Below are 22,803 nucleotides of genomic sequence, written 5' to 3' on the forward strand. Positions count from 1 at the left end.
ACCGTCAGAACGGAAAAACTTATGACGCAACCTTTCTCCGGCTTTAGCCAGCAGGGCCTGAATTTCCTGCAGCAGGTGCGGATCGAGAACGATAAGGCCTGGTTCGACGGCAATCGCGACATCTACGATCGCGAGCTGCTGGCGCCGTTTCGCGCGCTGGTGGAGCAACTGGCTCCCGGCATGCTGGCGATCGACCCGCAGTTCGAGACCCGCCCGGCGATCGGCAAAACGCTGTCGCGCATTCATCGCGATACGCGGTTTTCTCACGATAAATCGCGCTACCGCAGCCGCATGTGGCTGACGTTCAAGCGCCCGAGTAAAGACTGGAAAGACGCGCCGGTCTACTTTTTCGAACTGGGGCCGGACATGCTGCGCTATGGGCTCGGCTACTACAGCGCCAACAAGCCGACCATGGATCTGTTCCGCCATACGCTGAGGCAGCGGCCGCAGCCTTTCCTGGAGGTGGCCGCCTGCTGCCGGCCGCCGTTCGAGCTGGTGGGCGAGAGCTACAAGCGCCCGCTGGTGAAGGAACAGGCGGCGGAGATCGCCACCTGGTACAACCGCAAGTCGTTTGCGGTGATGGTGACGGACAGCGAAGTGGAAAAGCTGTTCAACGCCGATCTGGCGCCGCTGCTGGCCGGGGCATTTTTGCAGCTTGAGCCGCTCTACCACTGGTTGATGCAGGTAGAGACGATGAAGCAGATCGATCCGGCGGACCTTTGAAACCCCGCGTCAGCGAGGATGCAGCAACCGCCAAAAGGCGTCGATCAACGGATCGCTGAGGCGCTTTTTCTGAACGCAGACCCCCAGTTCAAACGGTTCGACCATCGAGATGTTATCCAGCTGCGAGATGCGGTTACGTACCGGCTCCGGGCTGTTGTCCACCACCACGCTTGGGATCAGCGCGATGCCGCAGCCCAGGGCCACCATCGACACGATGGCCTCGTGGCCGCCGACGGTAGCGTAAATCAGCGGATTGCTGATGCGATGGCGGCGGAACCACAGCTCGATGCGTTTTCGCGAGGGGCCGTGCTCCGGCAGGATGAACGGGATCTCGGCCCAGTCGGGCTTGTCGGCGAACGCCTGGCTGCGCACCGCACAGGGCAGCGCCGGCGCGATCAGCACTAGCGGAATTTCGCCGATTTTGGTGAACGCCACGCTGGCGGGCAGCGTTTCCGGCCGGCCGGCGATGCCGAGATCGGCCTCGTTGGACTGCACCTTGTCGACCGCGTCGGCGGCGTCGCCGGTGGTCAGCTTGATCTCTACCAGCGGGTGCTGCGCGCGGAAGCGGTCGAGGATCGGCGGCAGGTGGCTGTACGCCGCGGTCACCGAGCAGAACAGCCGCAGTTCGCCGCTCAGCGAAGGGCCGTGCTGGCCGAGCGAGTGCTTCAGCTGCTGATACTGCAGCAGCGTTTGCTGGGCGAATTCTTTCAGCTGTTCGCCGGCGTCGGTGAGCTGCACGGTGCGGTTATCGCGCAGGAACAGCGGCTGCCCGAGGATCTCTTCCAGCCGCTGGATCTGGCGGGAGAGCGTCGACGGGCTGACGTGCATCGCCTTGGCGGTGCGCCCGAAGTGATGGCTTTCGGCCAGATGCAGGAACAGCTTTAAATCACGTAAATCCATATCGATACGCTCGCAGTGAGAGTGTTGCAAAAATTGCAATGTCACGTTCTCAATATATCAATTTAAGCAACGCATTTCCTGTTATACATTGAGTTTAACGAATCTCCGCACAGACAGGGCGGGGAATGAAAATAACAATGCAAGACAACATCAAACCGGAGTACCACCATGGCTAACTATTTCAACACATTGAACCTGCGTCAGCAGTTGGCGCAATTGGGTAAATGCCGCTTTATGGCGCGCGACGAATTTGCTGACGAAGCCGGCTACCTGAAAGGTAAAAAAGTGGTGATTGTCGGCTGTGGCGCCCAGGGTCTGAACCAGGGGCTGAACATGCGCGATTCCGGTCTGGATGTCGCCTATGCCCTGCGCAAAGAAGCGATCGACGAGAAGCGCGCTTCCTGGCGCAAAGCGACCGAAAACGGCTTTAAGGTCGGCACCTACGAAGACCTGATCCCGCAGGCGGATCTGGTGGTCAACCTGACGCCGGACAAGCAGCACTCTTCCGTGGTGCGCGCGGTGCAGCCGCTGATGAAAGACGGCGCGGCGCTGGGTTACTCCCACGGCTTCAACATCGTTGAAGTGGGTGAGCAGGTGCGTAAAGACATCACCGTGGTGATGGTCGCGCCGAAATGCCCGGGCACCGAAGTGCGTGAAGAGTACAAGCGCGGCTTCGGCGTGCCGACCCTGATTGCGGTTCACCCGGAAAACGATCCGAAAGGCGAAGGCATGGCGATCGCCAAGGCCTGGGCGGCGGCGACCGGCGGCCACCGCGCCGGCGTGCTGGAGTCCTCCTTCGTCGCCGAAGTGAAATCCGACCTGATGGGCGAGCAGACCATTCTGTGCGGCATGCTGCAGGCGGGTTCGCTGCTGTGCTTCGACAAGCTGGTTGCTGAGGGCACCGATCCTGCTTACGCCGAGAAACTGATTCAGTTCGGCTGGGAAACCATCACCGAAGCGCTGAAGCAGGGCGGCATCACGCTGATGATGGATCGCCTGTCCAATCCGGCCAAGCTGCGTGCCTATGCGCTGTCCGAACAGCTGAAAACCATCATGGCACAGCTGTTCCAGAAGCACATGGACGACATCATCTCCGGCGCTTTCTCCAGCGGCATGATGGCCGACTGGGCGGAAGACGATGTGAAACTGCTGACCTGGCGCGAAGAGACCGGCAAAACCGCGTTCGAGAATGCGCCGCAGTTTGAAGGCAAGATCGGTGAACAAGAGTACTTCGATCATGGCGTGCTGATGGTGGCGATGGTGAAAGCAGGCGTCGAGCTGGCATTCGAAACCATGGTCGATGCCGGTATCATCGAGGAGTCGGCTTACTACGAGTCACTGCACGAGCTGCCGTTGATCGCCAACACCATTGCGCGTAAGCGTCTGTATGAAATGAACGTGGTCATCTCCGATACCGCGGAGTACGGCAACTACCTGTTCGCCAACGCGGCGGTGCCGTTGCTGAAAGACTTCATGACCACTCTGCAGACGGGCGATTTGGGCAAAGCCGTGGCGGGTACGGCGGTGGACAACGCGCAACTGCGCGACGTGAATGAAGCGGTGCGCAGCCACCCTATCGAAACCGTTGGCCGTAAACTGCGTGGCTACATGACTGACATGAAACGCATCGCCGTCGCGGGCTGATTTTCCGCAAGGCAAAGCACAAAGAGCCGGCAGCGATGCCGGCTTTTTTATGCTTCCGGCGGTGCGATAAGCTGCCGCTCGAGACAGCGCCGGATCGCGTGTTTGGCGTTCGTGACCCCCAGCTTACGCACCGCATTGCCGATGTGAAACTTCACCGTACGGGTTTTGATCCCCAGGATCAGTGCGATCTCGTGGTAGGTTTTGCCCTGGCTGGCCCAATAGAGAATTTCCCCTTCGCGCGGCGAGAGCCGGTCTGTCCGGCTCGCCTCGGCGCTGGCCAAGGCCAGCGCGTGCTGGTGGGTATCGACCAAGACCATCTGCAGGTTGGCCCTTTCGTCTTCCATCAGCTGCCGCAGTTCGGCGTCATCGGCCGCCGTCGCGCTGATCGACAAGATCGCCAGGTTGTTGTCGTGATCGTGCAAAACAAAGCTGCAGCCGTGCACGATGTCGTACTCCCGTGCCTGGCTAAAGATCTTCCGGTAATGCCGATCCTCGGTGGTGATTGGGGTGTCGTGCCACATAAAGGGCGCGCAGCGACTATGGGCGGCGCGCACGACGGGGTCGATGCGTTGATAGCGATTGTCGCTGTAGATGTTCAGCCATTCTTGCGGGTAGCTCGATACCAACAGATGGCGATCGGGATGGTGTTTGTTGAAGGTCAAATAAGCATATTTGAATCTGCCGAAGGCGTGCAGCCGGCTGTCCAGATGCAGTCTTGCGGCGACGGCGTTGGCGAATGCGACGGCCATCGGTAACCTCCCTGTCGTTCGGCGATTCAGCCCGACCTGCACCAAAGTCCAGCTAGTCAGTGCGGCGGATTGAAATTTATACTCGGCTAATAAATTCAAAAAGTCGGCAATGCCAAGACCTGAGCTTAGCAGTTCTGGGTATCAATAAGCCAACGCCAGGGAAATTCTTCAATCATCCTCTCATCAATACGTCTGGGAGCCATTGCGCCGGCGGCGAGGTCACCTCGCCGTCGTCTTATTGGTTGGGCATCGCTGCTGCGGGAATGATGGCGCCGCGATGTTGGATCACCGATGCGGCGAGCAGATGGCCGCGCTGCGCCGCCTGCTGGGCGCTGCCGCCGTTCAGGCGCACCGCCAGGTAACCGGCGCTGAAAGAGTCGCCTGCTGCGGTGGTATCCACCACGCGCTCCGGCGGCAGTGCGATCGCCGGTACCTCAAGCCGCTCTCCCTCCACGCTGAACACCAGGCAGGCCTCTGCGCCGCGTTTGATAACGATCTCGCCGACGCCGAGCGCCTGCGTGCGTGCCACCACCTGTTCAACCGGCTGCGCGCCCCACAGCAACGCTTCGTCATCCAGCGTCAGGAAGGCGATGTCGGTGCAGGCTAGCACCTCACGGTAGGCCTGCTGCGTTTCCTCACGGCTTGGCCACAGGCGCGGACGGTAGTTGTTGTCGAAGATGACCAGACCACCGTTGGCACGGCAGCGGCGCAGCAGCGCCAGCAGCTTCGTGCGGTCGGCAGGCGCGAGGATCGCCAGGCTAATGCCGCTGAGGTACAGGTAATCGAATTGCGCCAATCGGTCGCACAGTGCGTCGGCCTGGGGGCCCGCAAGCCAATACCGGGCGGCGGCGTCGTTGCGCCAGTAGTAAAAGGTGCGTTCGCCGGCGGCGTCGGTTTCGATCACGTACAGGCCCGGCAGTTTGTTGTCCAACTGCTGAATCAACCCGGTTTCGATGTTCTCCTGCCGCCAGGCCAGCAGCATCTCGCCGCTGAAGCTGTCGGTGCCGAGTGCGGTGACGTAATGCACCTGCAGCGTCTGTTCCGGCATTTGGCGGGCAAGGTAGACGGCGGTGTTGAGGGTATCGCCGCCAAAGCCGCGCGTCAGCTGTGCGCCCTGCTGTGACAGCTCGATCATGCATTCGCCGATCACGGCGAGATTTCGGATAGTCATCGTCAATAAGCCCTGGCTAAAGAAGAAGCAACAGCCGCCAGTCTCCACGTAAGGCGGTCAGGGAGTCAATAAATTAAAACAGTGTTTTAATTTTTTATGATCGCGATCGACCAACACCAACAGGGTGAAGAGGAAAGCCTGCGGTAATTCGTGCTTAAAGTTTTACGCGGCGCGGCCGATAAGCTGGGTAAAGAAACAGCGGCAGCGCTCTCACTTCCCCGCCACGGCGATAGTACCGATGATAACCAACCTGATCTCGGGTCTGCTGGCGCCCTGTTTTGCCCTCTATGCCTGCGCCAAATCGCGGCGCTACTGGCGGCAATGCCGGCGCTTGTATACCTTCCAGCCGATTTATCGCACCAGCGGCGCGTTGCTGGCGGTGGAACTGCTGACGGCGGTGTATCACCCAAATGAGCCGGACAAACGGCAATCCCCGGAACAGTATTTTGCCTCGCTCGGCGTCGCCCAGCGTTTGCGGGTGATCCAGGAGCAGTTGGCGCTGTTGCAGCGCTGGCAGGCGTTGTTCATTCGCCACGCGGTGATGGTGTCGGTCAATATCGATGGTATGGCGCTGCAAGCGTTGCAGCGTCATGACGCGTTGCAACGGCAGATCGCCGAGATGCCCTACCTGCGCTTCGAGCTGGTGGAGCAAGCCGCAACGGCGTCAAACCGCCCGTTACAGCAGATCGTCGGCGGCGAACGGTTGTGGCTGGACGATTTCGGCAGCGGGCTGGCCAACTTCTCCGCCGTCGGCGCCTGGCGCTATCAATACATCAAGGTGGCGCGCGAATTGTTCACCTTGCTCAAACAGTCGGAAGAGGGCGTACAGCTGCTCGGCACCCTGATCAAGATGATGAACCAGCACAGCGACGGGGTGATCGTCGAAGGCGTGGAAACCGAACAGGAGTGGCGGCTGGTGCAGCGTTCCGGCGCGTTGGCCGCGCAGGGTTACTATCTTTCCCGCCCGGCGTGCTTTGAAACTTTACACAGCGTACCGACGCTGTTTGCCGCGCCCGGCGCGCCGGCGTGAACTCCGGCCTATCCTCAGCTAGGCTTAAACGGGGCTGCTCATTCCTTTTCCTTTCATTCGGCAGCCCGGTTTATGTGCTGAGGGAGCCCTATGACAAGAACAGGAAAGGTTTTCAGCTGGCTGGGCGGCATTGTGCTGCTGGTGCTCGCCGCGCTGGCGATCTTCATCGCCACCTTCGACTGGAATCGACTCAAGCCTACCATCAACGACAAGGTGTCGGCCGAACTGCGGCGGCCCTTCGCCATCCGCGGCGATCTGGGCGTCGACTGGTCGCGTAACCCTGAGGAGGGCGGCTGGCGCGCCTGGGTGCCCTGGCCGCATATTCACGCCGAAGACGTGTGGTTGGGTAATCCGAAAAACATCCCCGGCGACAGCATGGTGACGCTGCAGCGCGTCGACGCCAGCATCGCACCGCTGGCGCTGCTGAGGAAAGAACTGCTGATCCCGCGCATCTGGCTCAAGCAGCCGAATGCGTCGTTGCAACGCCTGGCCAACGGCGACAACAACTGGACGTTTGACCTGGCCGGCGGCCAGGATCCCAAGCAGCCGCCTTCCGCCTGGTCGTTCACTGTGCACGATATCGTGTTCGACAAGGGACAGATCGCCTTTAAAGACGCCACGCTGAAGGCGGATTTCCGCGCCGTTATCGATCCGCTCGGCAAACCGCTGCCGTTCAGTGAAGTGACCGGCAAACAGAGCGGCGGCAAGGTCGCTACACCCGATTATGTTTTCGGCTGGCAAGTGAAAGGCAAATATAACGGCGAACCGCTGAGCGGCAGCGGCAAGATCGGCGGCATGCTGTCACTGCAGAGCGCCGATCTGCCGTTCCCGCTGCAGGCCGACGTGCGCTCCGGCAGCACCTGGGTGGCGGTGGCGGGCACCTTGTCCGATCCGCTGAACCTCGGCGGCCTGGACGTGCAGCTGAAATTTTCCGGTGAAAGCCTGGGGAATCTCTATGGCCTGACCGGCGTGCTGCTGCCGAACACGCCGCCGTATGCGACCGATGGCCATCTGATTGCCCGCCTGCACCAGCCGGGCGGCGCCGTGTTCGAATATCAGAAATTCGACGGCAAAATCGGCGACAGCGACATTCATGGCGACTTGAAATACGTTGCCGCTAAACCGCGGCCGACGCTGAGTGGCGCGGTGAGCTCCCGGCAGCTGAGGCTGGCGGATCTGGCGCCGCTGATCGGCGCGGATTCCAACGCTGCCAAAGCCGGCCGCGGCGAGAAGAGCCGCCAGCCGGCGGATAAGGTGCTGCCGGTTGAACAGTTCGATACGCAAAGCTGGAGCAAGATGGATGCGGACGTGAAGTTTGCCGCCGCGCGCATCGAGCGCGGCAGCGATTTACCGCTGAGCGATCTGGCCACGCACCTGAAGCTGAACAATGGCGAGTTGCGTCTGGATCCGCTGCGCTTCGGCATGGCGGGCGGCAGCCTGAACGCCGTGGTGCGCCTCGACGGCGGCAAAAAGCCGATGCGCGGCCAGGTAGATATGCACGCGCGCAAACTCCAGCTCAAACAGCTATTGCCTAACGTGGCGGCGATGAAGCGCAGCCTCGGGCAGATGAACGGCGACGCGAGGCTGACGGGCAGCGGTAATTCAGTGGCCGAGCTGCTGGCGACCAGCAACGGCGATCTGCGCCTGCTGATCAATAACGGGGTGATCAGCCGTAGCCTGATGGAGATCCTCGGTCTGAACGTCGGCAACTACCTGGTGGCGCAATTGTTCGGTGACGACGTGGTAGGCATCAACTGCGCGGCGGCGGACGTCGGCATCCGCAGCGGCGTCGCCGCGCCGCGGCTGTTCGTGTTCGACACCGAGAACGCGGTGATCAACATCACCGGTAACACTAACCTCGCCACAGAGCGGCTGGATTTATCCATCGATCCGGAAAGCAAGGGGATGCGCGTGCTGACCCTGCGATCGCCGCTGTACGTGAAAGGCACCTTCAAGCACCCGGACGCCGGGGTGAAAGCCGGGCCGCTGATCGCGCGCGGCGCGGCGGCGGTGGCGTTGGGGGCGGTGCTGACGCCGGCGGCGGCGCTGCTGGCGCTGGTCTCGCCCAGTGAAGGCGGCGAGGAGAACCAGTGCGGGCAGATCCTGCGGGAGATGAAAGGCAAAAAATAATCAGGCGCGCGGCGGTGGCGTAAGCAGCCGGCAGTCGTGATCCTGGATCTCTTCCGCCGAGGCCAGGGTGAACGGCAGCAGGCTGCGCTCGGTCGCCAGCAGCAGGAAATCGCCGTCCGGCAGCGCGGTCATCGCCAGGCCGAAGCTGCCCATGCGCCCGTCGGCGCGCGGCAGGCCGGCAGCCAACAGGCGGAAGGCGCCCTGTTGCTCCAGCTCGGCAGGGGTTACCCGCCGCCCCAGATAGTCATGTCCCAACAGGCCGCCGGGCAGCGGTTGCCATTGCTCGATGAAATCGGGGCCGATCTGCGCCAAGCGCTGTTTTACCGCCGGCAACAGGCAGGAGATATGAATGTGCAGTTGGTTTTGCGTGCGGCCATATTCCGAATTGATGGCCAGTGAAATATCACCGTCGTTGATGGGTTTGCCATAGCGTTCCGCCATCACGTGGCGCGCGCGCCAGGCCTGGGCGAAGAAATTCGGCGTGGCGGCATCCAGCACCGCCGGGCTTTCTATCCCGGTGATTTTGGCGCTGGGCATCAGCAGGTATTGCAGCGGTCCGTTGCGATCTTTAAACACCACGAAGCCGGCCCGCACATCCACCTGCTTGCAGGGCGCCGGGTTGTCATGCGCTTGCTGATTGGGCAGACATTGCTGGCTGACGATGCGCCACAGCGCATCGGGATGGTCGGGCTTCAACCCGTAATAGAGCGCGATGGCGAGAGCCGCCAGCAGCGCAACGCAGACAAATACCCCACGACGCAGAGACATCGGCCGATCCTGTTACCGAGATAAACATCCAGCATAGCCCGGTTTTATGACAGGAAACGAACAACGCGTGCGGCCCCCGCAGTGAGGGGGCCGCAGGGGATCACAGCGACTGGTGGCGGGTTTCTTTCATCAACAGCAGAGCCAGTAGCGTCAACCCGGCCATTGCCGCCAGGTACATGCCGACGTAGAACAGCCCGTAATGGGCCGCCAGCCAGGTGGCGATATAAGGCGCCACGGACGCGCCGAGGATCGACGCGACGTTGTAGGAGAACGACGCGCCGGTATAGCGCACTTCGGTAGGGAACAGCTCCGGCAGCAGCGCGCCCATCGGGCCAAAGGTCAGCCCCATGATGCTCAGGCCGCACAGCAGGAAGCCCATGACCAGCGCCTGGTTGCCGGAGCCCAGCAGGGTCGGGAACAGAAACGCGAAGCCGATCATCAGCAGGGTAATGGCGATCATGGTCTTGCGGCGACCGAACGCGTCCGCCAGCAGGCCGGCGATCGGCACCATCACGCCGAAACCGATCACCGCCACCATCAGCATCCACAGGAAGCTGTTACGGGAGTAGCCGAGGCCCAGCGGCTGCGGCGCGGTGCCGTAGGTCATCGAATACACCGTCATCAGATAAAACAGCGTGTAGGTCGCCAGCATGATGAAGGTGCCGAGGATGGTGGCTTTCAGATGCTTGCTCAGCAGCGTGCCGAGCGGCACTTTTACCTGTTTGCCGGCCTTGGCCGCTTTGGCGAACACCGGCGTTTCATGCAGTGATACCCGCACGTACAGGCCAATCAGCACCAGCGCGGCGGAGAGAATGAACGGCACGCGCCAGCCCCATTCCATAAACTGCTGATCGCTCAGCAGCCAGGAGAGCAGCAGGAAGGTGCCGTTGGCGAAGAAGAAGCCGATCGGGGCGCCCAACTGGGGGAAAGAGCCGTATAGCGCGCGCTTTTTGGCCGGCGCGTTCTCCGTTGCCAACAGGGCGGCGCCGCCCCATTCGCCGCCCAGCCCCAGACCCTGGCCAAAGCGCGCCAGCGCCAGCAGGATAGGGGCGAAGATGCCGATGGTTTCATAGCTCGGCAGCAGGCCGATCAGCACGGTGGAAATCCCCATGGTCAGCAGCGAGGCGACCAGCGTCACCTTGCGCCCCACGCGATCGCCGAAGTGGCCGAACAGCGCAGAGCCGATAGGCCGCGCGACAAAGGCGACGGCGAAGGTGGCCAGCGACTGCAGCGTCGCGGTGGTCGGGTCGCCCTGCGGGAAGAAGATGTGCGGGAACACGATCACCGCGGCGGTGGCATAGATGTAAAAGTCGAAGAACTCGATGGCGGTGCCGACCAGCGAGGCGACGATGACTTTCCCGCGGGAATTCACCGGTGTAGACGCGTCGTCGGCGTCGAGTGGGGGGGCGATGGTGGCTTGCATATCTATTTCTTATTGTTGGAGGGGGTAAAAATCCATCTTAGTGACAGCATTCCGCCTTTTCAACGCTGTAACTCTGGGCTGCGCCGCCGCTAACCGGTTAAAAAGACTAATGTTTTACCGGGCTTCTTTTCTGTAGCGTTAAACGTTGAGAAATGGGTTTCATACAGAGGGAATGGCTGTAAAAACGGGAAAGAAAAGTGAATGGGTAGTTTGTTATGCTGGTTTTCCGAATGTCATGCCGCATGATTTAGAGGGATTGACTGGGTTTTTGCTTATTAACCAGAGGAAAGTGCCGGCGTGTGCGATAACACCGGCACGATTGCGTGGCTTCAGGGGGCCGGTGGCTCGCGTTCCGGCAAGGCTTTGTCGCCTTTGTAGTCGGCGGTAGCGATCCAGGCGGCACAAAACAGCGTCAAACGGGCGAAGAAGTAGAAGAACGCCATCAGCCCGATCACCGAGCCAAAGGCCGCGCCGGAAGGCGATTTCGCCACCTGCGGCAGCGTCATCGTCATCACGAACTTGATCACCTCAAATCCGATGGCGGCGAGCAAGGTACCGCGCAGCAGCGCTTTTTTCTTCGGTTTGTGGCGCGGCAGCATCCAGAAAATCCACAGGAACAGCAGATAGTTGGCGAAAATCGAGATCGACAGCGCGATCGTCGTCAACGCCGGCCGCAGCCATTCGATGCCGTCCAACCCCAGCGCGTTGACGATCGCCGCCTGTGCCGATCCGGCGACCGAGGTCAGCGACAGCGTAATGATGAGCGCGACCACCAGGCCGGTCAGCGAGATGAAGTCGCGGGTGTACTTGAAATAGATTTTCTCCTGATCCTGCGGATTGCGCTCCCAGACGTCACGCGACTGTGCGCGGATCGCCTCGCGCAGGTTGCCCATCCAACTGATGCCGGAATAGAGCGCCAGTGCCAGACCGGTCAACCCCACGGTGGTACGCTGCTGAATGGCGGTGTTGACGGTATTCTTCAGCGTGCTGGCCAGCGTCGGATCGCTGATGCTGCCGACGATCCGGTTGATCAATCGGGCCAGCAGATCCGGGTTGGAGGCCAGCACGAAACCGGCGGCGGCGAATGACACCATCAGGATCGGGATCAGCGAGAGGAATGAAAAATAGGTGATGGCGGCGCCGAACTGGCTACCCAGCCGATCGTTAAAGCGTTCGGCCGCGCGCAGCAGGTGCGCAACGCTCGGCCAGGCTTTGATGCGTTCAATCAGACGTGAAAAACCACCAATGCGGCGGTCGAGGGTCTCATGGCCGGTCTTGATGGCGATAAGCGGCTTCGGCGGCGTGTCTTGTGCGGGCTGGCGGCGTTCCTGGTCTGGTCCTGTAGGCATTACTTCACGATTTCCTTAACGTTAAACGGCATGTATCCGTATTGATTATAGCCAAAGCCTCGCGGCGTTTTGAGCGCCGGGGCGGCAAACGGTCAATTTCCGAGCTTAACGCGTTAGCGCCTGGCATGAAATGCCGACGATGGCGCGATAGGTAAAATTCCTATGAAAAGCCCGTGGCGCCTCGGTTTTTTTCACTTCCCTACCTCCAATTTTTATCTGTTTCGTCGGCGAGAAAGCGTTTACTCATGATGTGGCGTCGCGCTTTACCGACTGCCGCTCCGCTGCAGCCGTAGGGGCTGGAACGGTCTCATCCGTCATCAACAGAAAAACTGGAAGGTCTTATGAAATTGCTTAATCACCCCACCTGCCGTCCGTTTACCGAAGCGGGCAATCTGTCGCAGCTTTCCGCCTACTATGAAGAGGAGAGGCATATCATGTGGATGCTGCTGCGCGCTGCGCCCCGCCCCTGCTTCAACCAGGCGCTGATCGAAGACATCATGACGCTGGCGCAGGCGGCGAAGGAGTCTTCGCTGCGATTCGATTTCTGGGTCACCGGCTCGCTGGTGCCGAACATGTTCAACGTCGGCGGCGATCTGCAGTTCTTCGCCGAAGCGATCAAAAACCGCAGGCGCGAGGCGATGATGGCCTACGCGCGGGCCTGCATCGACTGTGTGCATGCCGCTGCGCGCGGTTTCGACACCGGCGCGGTCAGCATTGCCATGGTTGAAGGTAGCGCGCTGGGCGGTGGCTTTGAAGCGGCGCTGGCGCACCATTTCGTGTTGGCGCAGAACAATGCGCGCATGGGGTTCCCGGAGATCGCGTTCAACCTGTTTCCCGGCATGGGCGGTTACTCGCTGGTGGCGCGCAAGGCGGGCATGCGCTTGGCTGAGGAGCTGATTTGGGGCGGCGAGTCGCACACCGCAGAGTGGTTCGAGAGCCGCGGTCTGGTGGATCAGCTGTTCCAGCCCGGCGATGCCTATATGGCGACGCGCACTTTCATCGATACCATCCGGCCGAAGCTCAACGGCATGCGCGCCATGCTGCGGGCGCGTCAGCGCGTATTGCAACTGACGCGTTCCGAGCTGATGGATATTACCGAGGATTGGGTCCACTCGGCCTTCACCATTGAGGAAAAAGATCGCGCCTACATCGAGCGGCTGGTGATGTTGCAGGATCGCCACACCCTGAACCTGCGTCGTGCCGGCTAACGTTAACGCGCCCGCCTCACGCGGAAGGTGAGCGCGGGCGATAGGACTGCAGCCAATGCTCCAGCTGTTCCGGGAGCATTGGCCGCGCAAACAGAAAGCCCTGCTTTTCGTCCACGCCAACTTCGTCGAGGAACTGATTTTCGCTCTCGGTTTCCACCCCTTCGGCGATCACCCGGAAGGCCAGCGCCTCCGCCGCTGCGACGATCGCGCGTACCAGCGATTGCGATACCGGATTGAAATTCACCCCGCGCACGAAGCTTTTATCCAGCTTGATGGCGTCCAGAGGTATACGCGCCAGCTGCGCCAGTGACGAATAGCCGGTGCCGAAGTCGTCGAGATGCACCTGCGCGCCCAGTTCGCGTAGCCGGGTGATCAGCGCGCGCGCGCGGTTCTCGTCTTCAATCAGACTGCTTTCGGTCAGCTCGAAGTCCAGCAGACAGGGGGCCATGCGATGATGGCGCAGCACCCCGAGCAGGTCGTTGACGATGCCGTCGTCGGCCAACTGCCGGGCGGAGAGGTTGACCGCTACCCGCAGGTTCAATCCCTGTTCTTGCCACTGCGCTGCCTGGCTGGCGGCGGTCTGCAGCACCCATTGGCCCAGCGGGCCGATCAGGCCGGACTCCTCGGCGTAGGAGATGAACTGCAGCGGCGGGATCAGGCCGCGCTCCGGCGAATCCCAGCGCACCAGCGCTTCCACGCTGTGCACTTCGCCGCTGCGCGCGTCGATTTTAGGCTGGTAATACAACACCAGCTGATTTTGCTCCAGCCCTTTACGCAGATTGGTGTCCAGCCACATGTATTCGGCGACGCGTTTGTTCATCTCCGGCGAGAAGACGGTATAGGTGCGTTTGCCGTGCTCCTTGGCGACGTACATGGCGGTATCGGCGCTGCGGATCAGGCTGTCGAGATCGTTGCCGTGCTCCGGGCACAGCGCGATACCGATCGAACAGCCGGTATACACCTCAATCAGGCCGATGCGGAAAGGGGTTTTCAGCCTGTCGATAATGCGCTGCGCCAGCGTTTGCAGGCGCTCGCGATCGGTTTGCGGCGCCAGCACCAGAAATTCGTCGCCGCCGAGGCGGGCGAGCACCTGATCCGGGCTCAGGCAGCCGAGGATCGCCAGCGCGACTTCGACCAGCAGCCGATCGCCGAACATATGACCGTAGGCGTCGTTGACCTTTTTGAAGTTGTCGAGATCGAGGTACACCAGGCCGAAGCTCTCTTCGCTGCGCGTAGCGATGGCGTGGTTGATCTTATCCTGGATGGCGTTACGGTTAGGCAGGCCGGTGATGAGATCGGTGTTGGCCAGCACCCGCAGCCGTTCCTGCGCACGGCGTTCTTCGGTGATGTCGGTGCCGGAGCAGATCAAAAACACCTCGTTCTTGCCGCTGCCGCTGTGCACGAACTTATTGCGGAACAGAAACAGCCGTTCGCCCTTGACCGTCTTTACCCAACGCTCCACCTCATAAGACGATCCGTTGCGGAAGAAGCCGGCGATGTTGCGCCGCGAGGCGGCGGCTTCTTCCGGGCTCATAAACAGCTGGAAAACGTTTTTGCCGATCACTTCGTGTTCGTGCAGCCCGGTGTACTCCTCGCTCAGCCGGTTGAAACGCTGAATGCGGCCGTGCTGATCGACGATCACGATCACCGAGTTGGCTTCGGACACCACCTGCTCGGCAAAGGAGAGGCCGTGCACCAGATCGCGCGCCACGGATGGGGTGTCGCTGAAGGCGGAAGCGGTGCCCGCCCATTCGAGGTTGTTGACGCGGCGCCCGACCAGATGCAGATGCAGCGGTTCGCCGGCCAGCGTAATGGTCAGCTCAAGGCTGGCGGTTACGCCGCTCAGACGGCGAATTTTCGCCGCGTCCATGGCGCTGAGTGCCACCGCGACGTGGGCTTTGCCCTTAACGGCGGACAGCTCCAGGGCATTGCTGTCAAACGCCAGCCGCCAGTGGGGGCTTTGGGTGCCGAAGTGGGCGTTAAGAAGCTCAGGGCCTTGGTCTGCGGGCATGATGATTCCTCAAAAGAGCACGGGCGGCCGGTCGGCGCAGCTCCGGGCAGCCTGTTGGCCCGAAAGCGATCGCCGTACGCATCTGTGCATCATATAACAGGTTTTTGCAGGCGGGACGGGTGATGGAAACTATTATATAAGCAATGATTAGTTTTGCGGTGTAAATGTCGCCCGGCGGCCGCTTGCCTTAAAGTGTAGGAGAACATCGGATCCTATGATGCTTGTACTGACTTCCCCCTGCTATCGGAAAACGGTTGAGGCAAGATTGCCGTGCTGGCGAGTAAATTATAGCGGTGAGGGGAAAGCGGAAAAATAACTCCACCGGGGGGATTTTTGCCGAGAAATTAAAATTTCCATCAAATAAACGCCATCTTCATAGTTTTCTCATAATTGGTGAATAAATCCGAGACGGGTTTTAAAAAGTTTACACACCCTCGCATTACTTGAATTTTATCAGCCTATTATTATCTCCGACGACGAATGAGCCTGTTAACGTACAGCGCTCCTGATGAAGAAAAACTTTTAAGGAAATGATTATGCGTAAATTGACGGCTTTATTTATTGCTTCCACGCTGGCTCTGGGTTCTGCTTCCGCGGCGTTCGCCGCCGATACGGTGGCTGCCCCGGCGGCGGATGCCGCGCCGATGAAAATGATGCATCACAAGGGTGAAGGTAAAGGCGGCCCGTTCGCCGGGTTGAACCTGACCGAGCAGCAGCGCCAGCAGATGCGCGATATCATGAAAGAGTCGCACCAGAAGCGCGGGCCGGGCATGAAAGAAGAACGCCAGGCGCTGCACAATCTGGTCGCTTCCGACAGCTTTGACGAAGCGAAGGCGAAGGCGCAAATTGACGCGATCGGCAAAGCACAATCCGAACGCATGCTGGAACGCGCCAAAGCGGAAAATAAAATGTATAACCTGCTGACGCCTGAGCAGAAAAAACAATACAATGAGAATTATCAGAAACGCGAGCAAAAGATGATGGACCACATGAATAAAATGAAGGAGCAGATGTCCTCCGGTCAGTAATATCCGCTCGCGGTGAGTAAAAAAGGGCCAGGCTATTTGTCTGGCCCTTTTGCTTACCTCACTACACGTCCCGTTAAATAACGGGTTTTCCCTGGTGTTGTGCGCGAGTAAAACAGTCTGTTAACCTTTATTGATATTTTTGAATTGTCGGGTTGTTTCCGTCAAAGCCACTTCGGTGGGCAAGCGCTCCATGGAGCTGGCACCATAGAATCCGTTGACTAAAGGGCAGTGTTGCATAATGTAGGCTGCATCCTCTGGCGTTGCGATAGGGCCGCCATGACACAGAACGATCACCTCTTCGCGCACGCGTTTCGCGGCTTGAGCCCACTCGTTGATCAGGGGAACGCAACCCGCCAGCGTCAGCGCCGTTTCCGCACCGATATTGCCACCGGTGGTCAGCCCCATATGCGGTACGATGATGTCGGCACCGGCCTGCGTCATCGCGATGGCATCTTCTGCGCTGAACACATAAGGTGTGGTCAGCAGATCCTTTTCATGCGCCAGGCGAATCATGTCGACTTCCAGCGCATAACCCATGCCGGTTTCTTCGAGATTGGCGCGGAAGTTGCCGTCGATCAAACCAACCGTCGGAAAATTCTGTACGCCGGAAAAGCCGATCGCCTTGATGTCATTAAGGAATTTATCGAACTGACAGAACGGGTCGGTACCATTGACCCCGGCTAAAACCGGCGTGTGTTTGACGACCGGCAACACCTCTTTTGCCATATCCATAACGATGTCGTTCGCATTACCGTAGGCTAGCAAACCCGCCAGAGAACCTCTGCCCGCCATGCGGTAGCGGCCCGAGTTATAAATGACGATCAGATCGATACCGCCGGCTTCCTCACATTTTGCTGAGAGGCCGGTTCCGGCTCCGCCGCCGATGATCGGCTCGCCACGGGCAATCATTTCTCTGAATTGAGTCAGCAGTTCCTGACGGGTATTTTTAGCCATGTTTAGCTCCAATCAAAAATGAGCGATCTCCCTGAACTGTTGCACGGCGAAGGCGGCAAAGCGGGGATCGTTAATGTTATAAGGGGTCTTGATCAGGCGGCGTTTTTCCGTGACGCGCAATGTAGTTTCCAACGCGTCGGCAAAGGCGGCCAACGCCTCCGGATCCCAAAACGGTTGCCCTGGCGCATCCAGTGCGGAAACGCCGCCCTCGGGTATCAGGAAACGCACATCGCCTTCGCAAGCATTGAGTTTGTCGCCGATCCAACGGCCCATCAGCGCATTCTCTTCCGGCGTAGTGCGCATCAGCATGACTTGGGCATTGTGCTGATAAAACTGGCGCTGAGCGTATCGAGCTGGAACGCTGTCCGGGTGGGAAAAGTTCACCATATCCAGGGCGCCACAGGATATCACGCAGGGAATGCCGGTGCGTGCGAGAGCGCCAAAACGATCCTCGCTGCACGCCAGTACGCCGCCGAACAGGTAGTCACAAACTTCGGTGGTGGTCAGATCCAGCACGCCGTCCAACAAATGGCTATCGATCAGTTTTTCCATCGCTCTGCCGCCGCTGCCGGTGGCATGAAACACCAGGCAATCCAAGCTCTCTTCGAGCGCCGCCGTGGCGGCTTGAATACAGGGGGTGGTCACACCGAACATCGTGAGGCCGACGGCCGGTTTGCTGTCGACGGTCGCTTGAGCGGCGAAGCGAACGGCGCCGGCGATTTGATGCGCTGCGTTGCCCAGCACGGTGCGGGAGATGCGGTTCAATCCGGCAACGTCAGTGACGGAATACATCATGCAGATATCGCTGGCTCCGACATACCCGGAGACGTCACCGGAGGCCATGGTGGAAACCATCAATTTAGGTAAACCGATCGGCAGCTGTTGCATAGCGGGGGTGATCAATGCGGTACCGCCGGAACCGCCTAATCCGAGTATTGCAGCGACGTTACGGCGCGACAGCATGAACCTTTCAAACGCCTGCGCCATAGCGGCAATCGCCTTGCCTCGATCGCCACAAAAGACGGCGCGTTCGCCATCAGGATGGCAGTGAGCGACAGTAGCGGCAGAGATATCGGCCTGGTAGCTGCCGGGTGCTAACGGTTGGGTGGAAAGATCGACGGTCAGCGTGGGTAACCCGGTTTCGGCGATCAGGCTGCGCACATAAGCCAATTCCCGTCCTTTGGTATCCGCTGTGGTTGCAATGTAAATCACTGCCTGATTGTCGTTCATTAGCCTCTTCCTGACGTAGGGTTCAGATGGCCGACACGCTGATTTATAATTTATATTTTAATATGTTAGTAAAAATGAATTCCCTGGTGCTGACTAAGAGAGCTGAGCGTAGTCGGTGAATTCCTCATCATAATGAGACGGTAGTATCATTTATGCAAGTCTAATTCGTATCGAATGAGATGAAAGTCTCATTTTCGGCGTGAGGGAAAGCGAGCCCTGCGTACGCTGCATGGCGTAATAGCTGACAAGTTTGTTACAGTGGACTTTATTCGCCAAGTCTATGTTAGACGGGCGTAGAGAAAGAAGAGGTTGCTGTGCCATTAATCGTATCTACCCGCTTGACTCATATCCGGGCCAGAACTCGTAAGCTGTTGCTTGACAGCGCGATGGAATTGTTCGATGGCGGTGCCTTTCCTTCGATAACGGAGTTGGCTCAACATGCGCAAGTTTCGCGTGCGACAGCTTACCGTTACTTCCCTACGCAAAGCGATTTGATCACCGCCGTTGTGGCTGAAAGTCTGGGGCCCATTTTGGAGTGGCAGCCGAAAGACGACAGCGCCGAAGCGCGGATACTGCAGCTGCTCAGTTTTGCTTATCCGCAAATGGAACAGCATGAGGGGGCGCTGCGAGCGGCCCTGCAGCTTTCGTTGCAGCAGTGGGCACTGGCTCGGTCCAACACCGATAAACCGGGTGAGAAGCTGGTGCGCGGCAACCGCAAGCGTCTGTTGGCGCTGGCGGTAGAACCGTTGCAGGGCAAACTGCCGCCGGATTCTCTACAGAGAGTGATTCATGCTTTCTCGCTGATTTACGGCTCGGAGGTATTCCTGGTGTTGAAAGATATCTGGGGGCTGGAACTTGAGGGCATTCAGGACGTCACGCAATGGATGGCCAAAGCCATCCTGCGTCAGGCGGAAGAGGACGCGACGAACCGCAAAAAAACATCAGCAGGATAATCCAATTTTTGCCGATGACCGAGTGAAAAACCAGCATAATTCACTGAGTGAATATTGGCAAAATTTATAATTAAAAGTGATAAAAGACGCCTGTTAAGCACTTTTCAGGCGGCCATCTCCTTCATTCGATCTTTGTTTATATTTTTATTTATCAGCGTATTAAGGTTTTTCCTCTCACTTTTTATCGCCGCTTCGCTACCGGCAAACGTCATTGCCATTTCTTATTGGCGTTGGCCTGATTCACCCCTGAAACGTTCTCTCCCCCCGCCGAACTGCCGAGTGACACATTAAGCGCACTTGAGATTGTTGTGCTTTATTTATTTGGTGTTACCAAACTGTTACACAAAAAATCTTATAAAACATTTGCAAACAACAACGGACGGTATCTGGGATGGAGAAGAAACTTAGAGGAGTCAAATCCGCTCGGGCGGCCTTCGGCTGGCCTGAAATCGGAGTTCATCGCGCACAATGGAGCGCGATGCTGATCTGCCTGACGGCGATCGGCGGGGCGCAGGCCTCCAGCTATATAGAGAACGGCAAAGCGGGCGATCCGGCCAGTTGGCGCAGCAGTGAGTTCAACGCGGAATGGGGGCTGGGAGCGATCCACGCCGACCAGGCCTACGCCGCCGGTTATACCGGAAAAGGCATCAAACTCGGTATTTTCGACCAGCCAGTCTACGCCAAGCACCCCGAATTTTCCGGCCCAGATAAGGTGATCAATCTGGTTACCCATGGCACTCGCGAATACACCGATCCCTATATTCCAGTGAAAAAAGGCGATGACTTCCGCTATGACGGTACGCCAAGCACCGACTCCAGCGGCAAATTAGGCTCGCACGGCACCCACGTGGGCGGCATCGCCGCCGGCAGCCGCGACGGTGGCGCCATGCATGGGGTGGCATTCAACGCGCAGATCATCAGCGCAGAAAACGGCGACCCCGGCCCGGAGGACGGCATTGTGCTCGGTAACGACGGCGCGGTTTACCAGGCCGGCTGGGAGGCGCTGGTGGCCAGCGGCGCGCGCATCATCAATAACAGTTGGGGCATCGGCATCACCGAGAAATTCGATGAAGGCGGGTATGACCCGGCTTATCCGCACTTCACGGTGAACGATGCGCAAAAGCAGTTCGATCAGATCAAAACGATCCTGGGCACCAAGCCCGGTGGCGCCTATCAGGGCGCGATCGACGCGGCGCGCAGCGGCGTGGTCACCATCTTCGCCGCCGGCAACGACGGTAACCTCAACAACCCGGATGCCATGGCCGGCCTGGCCTACTTCGTGCCGGACATCGCGCCGAACTGGCTGTCGGTCGCCAGCCTGCAGGATCCCAACAATACCGGCGATTACAGCATCAGCACCTTCTCTTCCCGTTGCGGCTATACCGCCAGTTTGTGCGTCTCGGCACCGGGTACCCGGGTGTACAGCTCGGTGATCGCGGGCACCGGTGTGGACGACCTGACGACCGGCTATGCCAATAAAAGCGGTACCTCGATGGCGGCGCCGCACGTGGCCGGCAGCGTTGCGGTGCTGATGGAGCGTTTCCCGTATTTGAATGGCGCGCAGGTGGCGGAAGTGCTGAAAACCACCGCCACCGACATGGGCGCGCCGGGCATCGACGCGCTCTACGGCTGGGGGATGATCAACCTGGGCAAGGCCATCAACGGCCCGGGCATGTTGGTGACCGCTGAGGATATTCCCGAAGAGTTCCGCATCCCGGATCCGACGGGCGTGGCTTATGGCCCGACCCAGTTCGTGGTCGATCTGCCGGGCGTCGGCGCGGTGCTGGACAAGGGTAAACCGACCGAGCGCGTCTGCAGCAGCGATCTTTGCGGCCTGGACTTCTGGAGCAACGACATCTCCGGCCACGGCGGCCTGACCAAGCAGGGCATCGGCACCCTGGTGCTGACCGGTAACAACACCTATGCCGGCCCGACGCTGGTCAATCAGGGGCTGCTGGCCGTCAACGGCTCGGTCACCTCGGCCGTCAGCGTGCAGAGCGGCGGCATCGTCGGCGGCAGCGGCACGGTCGGTTCGCTGATCGCCCGTCAGGGCGGCACCGTGGCGCCGGGCAACTCGATCGGCACCCTGAGCGTGGCCGGCAACGTCAGCTTCGAACCGGGGTCGCGCTACGCGGTGGAGGTGGGCCCGAACGGCCAGAGCGATCGGATCCAGAGCAGCGGATCGGCGACGATCGGCGGCGGCGAGGTGGCGGTGACGCTGGAGAACAGCCCCAACCTGCTGACGCAAAGCGAGGTGCGCAGCCTGCTGGGCCAGCAGTACACCGTCCTGAGCGCGCAGCAGGGGGTCAGCGGGCAGTTTGACGCGGTGGCGCCGAACTACCTGTTCCTCGGCACCGGGCTGAGCTACCAGCCGACCGGGGTGACGCTGAGCGTCGGGCGCAACGGCACGAGCTTCGCCAGCGTGGCGCAGACCTCGAACGAGCGGGCGGTGGCGGTGGCGGCGGATGCGCTGGCGGCGGGCAACCCGGTGTACGAGAGCCTGCTCACCAGCGGCACGGCGGGCGAAGCGCGGCAGGCGTTCCGTCAGCTGTCGGGGCAAATCCATGCGGATATCGCCTCGGCGCTGGTGAACGACAGCCGCTACCTGCGTGAGGCGCTGAACGGGCGTCTGCGTCAGGCGGAAGGGCTGGCGAGTTCGTCGGCCATCAAGGCGGACGAGGGCGGTGCCTGGGCGCAGCTGCTGGGGGCGTGGGACCACGCGTCGGGCGACGCCAACGCCACCGGCTATCAGGCCTCGACCTACGGGGTGCTGGTGGGGCTGGACTCGGCGGCGGCGGACGACTGGCGGCTGGGGGTGGCGACCGGCTACACCCGTACCTCGCTGCACGGGGGGTACGGGTCGAAGGCGGACAGCGACAACTACCACCTGGCGGCGTACGGCGACAAGCAGTTCGGGGCGCTGGCGCTGCGCGGCGGGGCGGGCTACACCTGGCACCGCATCGACACCAAGCGGTCGGTGAACTACGGGATGCAGTCGGACCGTGACACGGCGAAGTACAGCGCGCGCACCGAGCAGCTGTTCGCGGAAGCGGGCTACGGCGTGCAGGGTGAATGGCTGAACCTGGAGCCGTTCGTCAACCTGGCGTACGTGAACTTCGAAAACAACGGCATCGCGGAAAGCGGCGGCGCGGCGGCACTGCGCGGCGACAAGCAGCATACCGACGCGACGGTGTCGACGCTGGGGCTGCGTGCAGACACCGCGTGGCAGGTGACCCCGGGCACGACGGTGGCGCTGCGCAGCGAGCTGGGGTGGCAGCACCAGTACGGCGGTCTGGACCGTGGCACCGGGCTGCGGTTCAACGGCGGCAACGCGCCGTTCGTGGTGGACAGCGTGCCGGTGTCGCGTGACGGCATGGTGTTGAAGGCGGGAGCGGAAGTGGCGGTGAACGAGAACGCCACGCTGTCGCTGGGCTACGGCGGGCTGCTGTCGCAAAACCATCAGGACAACAGCGTCAACGCCGGCTTCACCTGGCGTTTCTAAGCAACATTGACTCAATCCTTGTACGGGAAC

The 22,803-nt window shown here is 60.2% G+C and carries 17 protein-coding genes; 8 read left to right on the forward strand and 9 right to left on the reverse strand.

What is annotated here, in order from left to right:
- Positions 1–21 precede the first annotated feature (21 nt).
- Positions 22–723 carry a DUF2461 domain-containing protein gene (locus tag RE418_RS07140; protein ID WP_048326462.1) on the forward strand — a complete coding sequence of 234 codons (702 nt, stop codon included), beginning with the start codon at positions 22–24 and terminating at the stop codon, positions 721–723.
- Positions 724–732: 9 nt separating this feature from the next.
- On the opposite strand, the gene ilvY is transcribed toward RE418_RS07140, so the two are convergent.
- Complete coding sequence (ilvY, locus tag RE418_RS07145) at positions 733–1,623, reverse strand: HTH-type transcriptional activator IlvY (RefSeq protein WP_004929971.1); 891 nt, start codon at positions 1,621–1,623, stop codon at positions 733–735.
- A 168-nt stretch (positions 1,624–1,791) separates the two neighbouring features.
- Between ilvY and ilvC the strand changes: the two genes are divergently transcribed.
- Positions 1,792–3,267: a ketol-acid reductoisomerase gene (gene ilvC, locus RE418_RS07150; RefSeq protein ID WP_213928412.1), complete on the forward strand. Its 1,476-nt coding sequence runs from the start codon at positions 1,792–1,794 to the stop codon at positions 3,265–3,267.
- Between the two features lie 47 nt (positions 3,268–3,314).
- Here the strand turns inward: ilvC and RE418_RS07155 are convergent, their stop codons facing one another.
- The gene (locus tag RE418_RS07155; protein WP_213928411.1) at positions 3,315–4,016 is read right to left on the reverse strand and encodes a LuxR family transcriptional regulator; all 702 of its coding nucleotides are present in this window, start codon (positions 4,014–4,016) and stop codon (positions 3,315–3,317) included.
- 235 nt (positions 4,017–4,251) lie between these two features.
- Positions 4,252–5,187, reverse strand: coding sequence for a sugar kinase (locus RE418_RS07160; protein ID WP_049209490.1), 936 nt, complete (start codon positions 5,185–5,187; stop codon positions 4,252–4,254).
- A 238-nt stretch (positions 5,188–5,425) separates the two neighbouring features.
- Here RE418_RS07160 and pdeH point away from each other — a divergent pair, with 238 nt between their 5' ends.
- Positions 5,426–6,217, forward strand: coding sequence for a cyclic-guanylate-specific phosphodiesterase (pdeH, locus tag RE418_RS07165; RefSeq protein ID WP_043142934.1), 792 nt, complete (start codon positions 5,426–5,428; stop codon positions 6,215–6,217).
- Between the two features lie 90 nt (positions 6,218–6,307).
- A complete protein-coding gene (locus RE418_RS07170) occupies positions 6,308–8,347 on the forward strand; it encodes an AsmA family protein (protein WP_213928410.1) in 2,040 nt (679 codons plus the stop codon).
- On the opposite strand, the gene RE418_RS07175 is transcribed toward RE418_RS07170, so the two are convergent.
- The 3 genes from RE418_RS07175 to yhjD form a co-directional block, all read right to left on the reverse strand.
- Positions 8,348–9,115, reverse strand: a complete 768-nt coding sequence (locus RE418_RS07175) for a CDP-diacylglycerol diphosphatase (protein ID WP_043142940.1) — start codon at positions 9,113–9,115, stop codon at positions 8,348–8,350.
- 100 nt (positions 9,116–9,215) lie between these two features.
- Positions 9,216–10,538 carry an MFS transporter gene (locus RE418_RS07180; RefSeq protein ID WP_016930463.1) on the reverse strand — a complete coding sequence of 441 codons (1,323 nt, stop codon included), beginning with the start codon at positions 10,536–10,538 and terminating at the stop codon, positions 9,216–9,218.
- A 329-nt stretch (positions 10,539–10,867) separates the two neighbouring features.
- Complete coding sequence (gene yhjD, locus RE418_RS07185) at positions 10,868–11,887, reverse strand: inner membrane protein YhjD (protein WP_025304632.1); 1,020 nt, start codon at positions 11,885–11,887, stop codon at positions 10,868–10,870.
- A 341-nt stretch (positions 11,888–12,228) separates the two neighbouring features.
- On the opposite strand from yhjD, the gene RE418_RS07190 reads away from it, so the two are divergent.
- Positions 12,229–13,095 (forward strand): crotonase/enoyl-CoA hydratase family protein, encoded by an 867-nt coding sequence (locus tag RE418_RS07190; RefSeq protein WP_025304631.1) that lies wholly within the window; start codon positions 12,229–12,231, stop codon positions 13,093–13,095.
- Positions 13,096–13,111: 16 nt separating this feature from the next.
- Here the strand turns inward: RE418_RS07190 and pdeR are convergent, their stop codons facing one another.
- A complete protein-coding gene (gene pdeR / locus RE418_RS07195; RefSeq protein ID WP_049205998.1) occupies positions 13,112–15,106 on the reverse strand; it encodes a cyclic di-GMP phosphodiesterase in 1,995 nt (664 codons plus the stop codon).
- Positions 15,107–15,642: 536 nt separating this feature from the next.
- Between pdeR and spy the strand changes: the two genes are divergently transcribed.
- Positions 15,643–16,134, forward strand: a complete 492-nt coding sequence (gene spy, locus RE418_RS07200) for an ATP-independent periplasmic protein-refolding chaperone Spy (RefSeq protein ID WP_025304629.1) — start codon at positions 15,643–15,645, stop codon at positions 16,132–16,134.
- Between the two features lie 120 nt (positions 16,135–16,254).
- Here spy and RE418_RS07205 read toward each other — a convergent pair whose 3' ends face one another.
- Both RE418_RS07205 and RE418_RS07210 read right to left on the reverse strand, forming a co-directional pair.
- Positions 16,255–17,088, reverse strand: a complete 834-nt coding sequence (locus tag RE418_RS07205; protein WP_049209485.1) for a phosphoenolpyruvate hydrolase family protein — start codon at positions 17,086–17,088, stop codon at positions 16,255–16,257.
- Between the two features lie 12 nt (positions 17,089–17,100).
- Positions 17,101–18,318: a Tm-1-like ATP-binding domain-containing protein gene (locus RE418_RS07210; protein ID WP_089181438.1), complete on the reverse strand. Its 1,218-nt coding sequence runs from the start codon at positions 18,316–18,318 to the stop codon at positions 17,101–17,103.
- Positions 18,319–18,632: 314 nt separating this feature from the next.
- Between RE418_RS07210 and RE418_RS07215 the strand changes: the two genes are divergently transcribed.
- Positions 18,633–19,271 (forward strand): TetR/AcrR family transcriptional regulator, encoded by a 639-nt coding sequence (locus RE418_RS07215; RefSeq protein WP_049209482.1) that lies wholly within the window; start codon positions 18,633–18,635, stop codon positions 19,269–19,271.
- A 478-nt stretch (positions 19,272–19,749) separates the two neighbouring features.
- A complete protein-coding gene (locus RE418_RS07220) occupies positions 19,750–22,773 on the forward strand; it encodes an autotransporter outer membrane beta-barrel domain-containing protein (protein WP_399676005.1) in 3,024 nt (1,007 codons plus the stop codon).
- Positions 22,774–22,803: the final 30 nt, after the last annotated feature.

The sequence above is a fragment of the Serratia sp. szju genome (assembly GCF_044594185.1).
GTDB classification, from domain to species: Bacteria; Pseudomonadota; Gammaproteobacteria; order Enterobacterales; family Enterobacteriaceae; genus Serratia; species Serratia bockelmannii.

Coding starts and splice junctions, on each gene's coding strand:
- RE418_RS07140 (WP_048326462.1), top strand. CDS start 22: ATGACGCAACCTTTCTCCGGCTTTAGCCAGCAGGGCCTGAATTTCCTG.
- ilvY (WP_004929971.1), bottom strand. CDS start 1,623: ATGGATTTACGTGATTTAAAGCTGTTCCTGCATCTGGCCGAAAGCCAT.
- ilvC (WP_213928412.1), top strand. CDS start 1,792: ATGGCTAACTATTTCAACACATTGAACCTGCGTCAGCAGTTGGCGCAA.
- RE418_RS07155 (WP_213928411.1), bottom strand. CDS start 4,016: ATGGCCGTCGCATTCGCCAACGCCGTCGCCGCAAGACTGCATCTGGAC.
- RE418_RS07160 (WP_049209490.1), bottom strand. CDS start 5,187: ATGACTATCCGAAATCTCGCCGTGATCGGCGAATGCATGATCGAGCTG.
- pdeH (WP_043142934.1), top strand. CDS start 5,426: ATGATAACCAACCTGATCTCGGGTCTGCTGGCGCCCTGTTTTGCCCTC.
- RE418_RS07170 (WP_213928410.1), top strand. CDS start 6,308: ATGACAAGAACAGGAAAGGTTTTCAGCTGGCTGGGCGGCATTGTGCTG.
- RE418_RS07175 (WP_043142940.1), bottom strand. CDS start 9,115: ATGTCTCTGCGTCGTGGGGTATTTGTCTGCGTTGCGCTGCTGGCGGCT.
- RE418_RS07180 (WP_016930463.1), bottom strand. CDS start 10,538: ATGCAAGCCACCATCGCCCCCCCACTCGACGCCGACGACGCGTCTACA.
- yhjD (WP_025304632.1), bottom strand. CDS start 11,887: ATGCCTACAGGACCAGACCAGGAACGCCGCCAGCCCGCACAAGACACG.
- RE418_RS07190 (WP_025304631.1), top strand. CDS start 12,229: ATGAAATTGCTTAATCACCCCACCTGCCGTCCGTTTACCGAAGCGGGC.
- pdeR (WP_049205998.1), bottom strand. CDS start 15,106: ATGCCCGCAGACCAAGGCCCTGAGCTTCTTAACGCCCACTTCGGCACC.
- spy (WP_025304629.1), top strand. CDS start 15,643: ATGCGTAAATTGACGGCTTTATTTATTGCTTCCACGCTGGCTCTGGGT.
- RE418_RS07205 (WP_049209485.1), bottom strand. CDS start 17,088: ATGGCTAAAAATACCCGTCAGGAACTGCTGACTCAATTCAGAGAAATG.
- RE418_RS07210 (WP_089181438.1), bottom strand. CDS start 18,318: ATGAACGACAATCAGGCAGTGATTTACATTGCAACCACAGCGGATACC.
- RE418_RS07220 (WP_399676005.1), top strand. CDS start 19,750: ATGCTGATCTGCCTGACGGCGATCGGCGGGGCGCAGGCCTCCAGCTAT.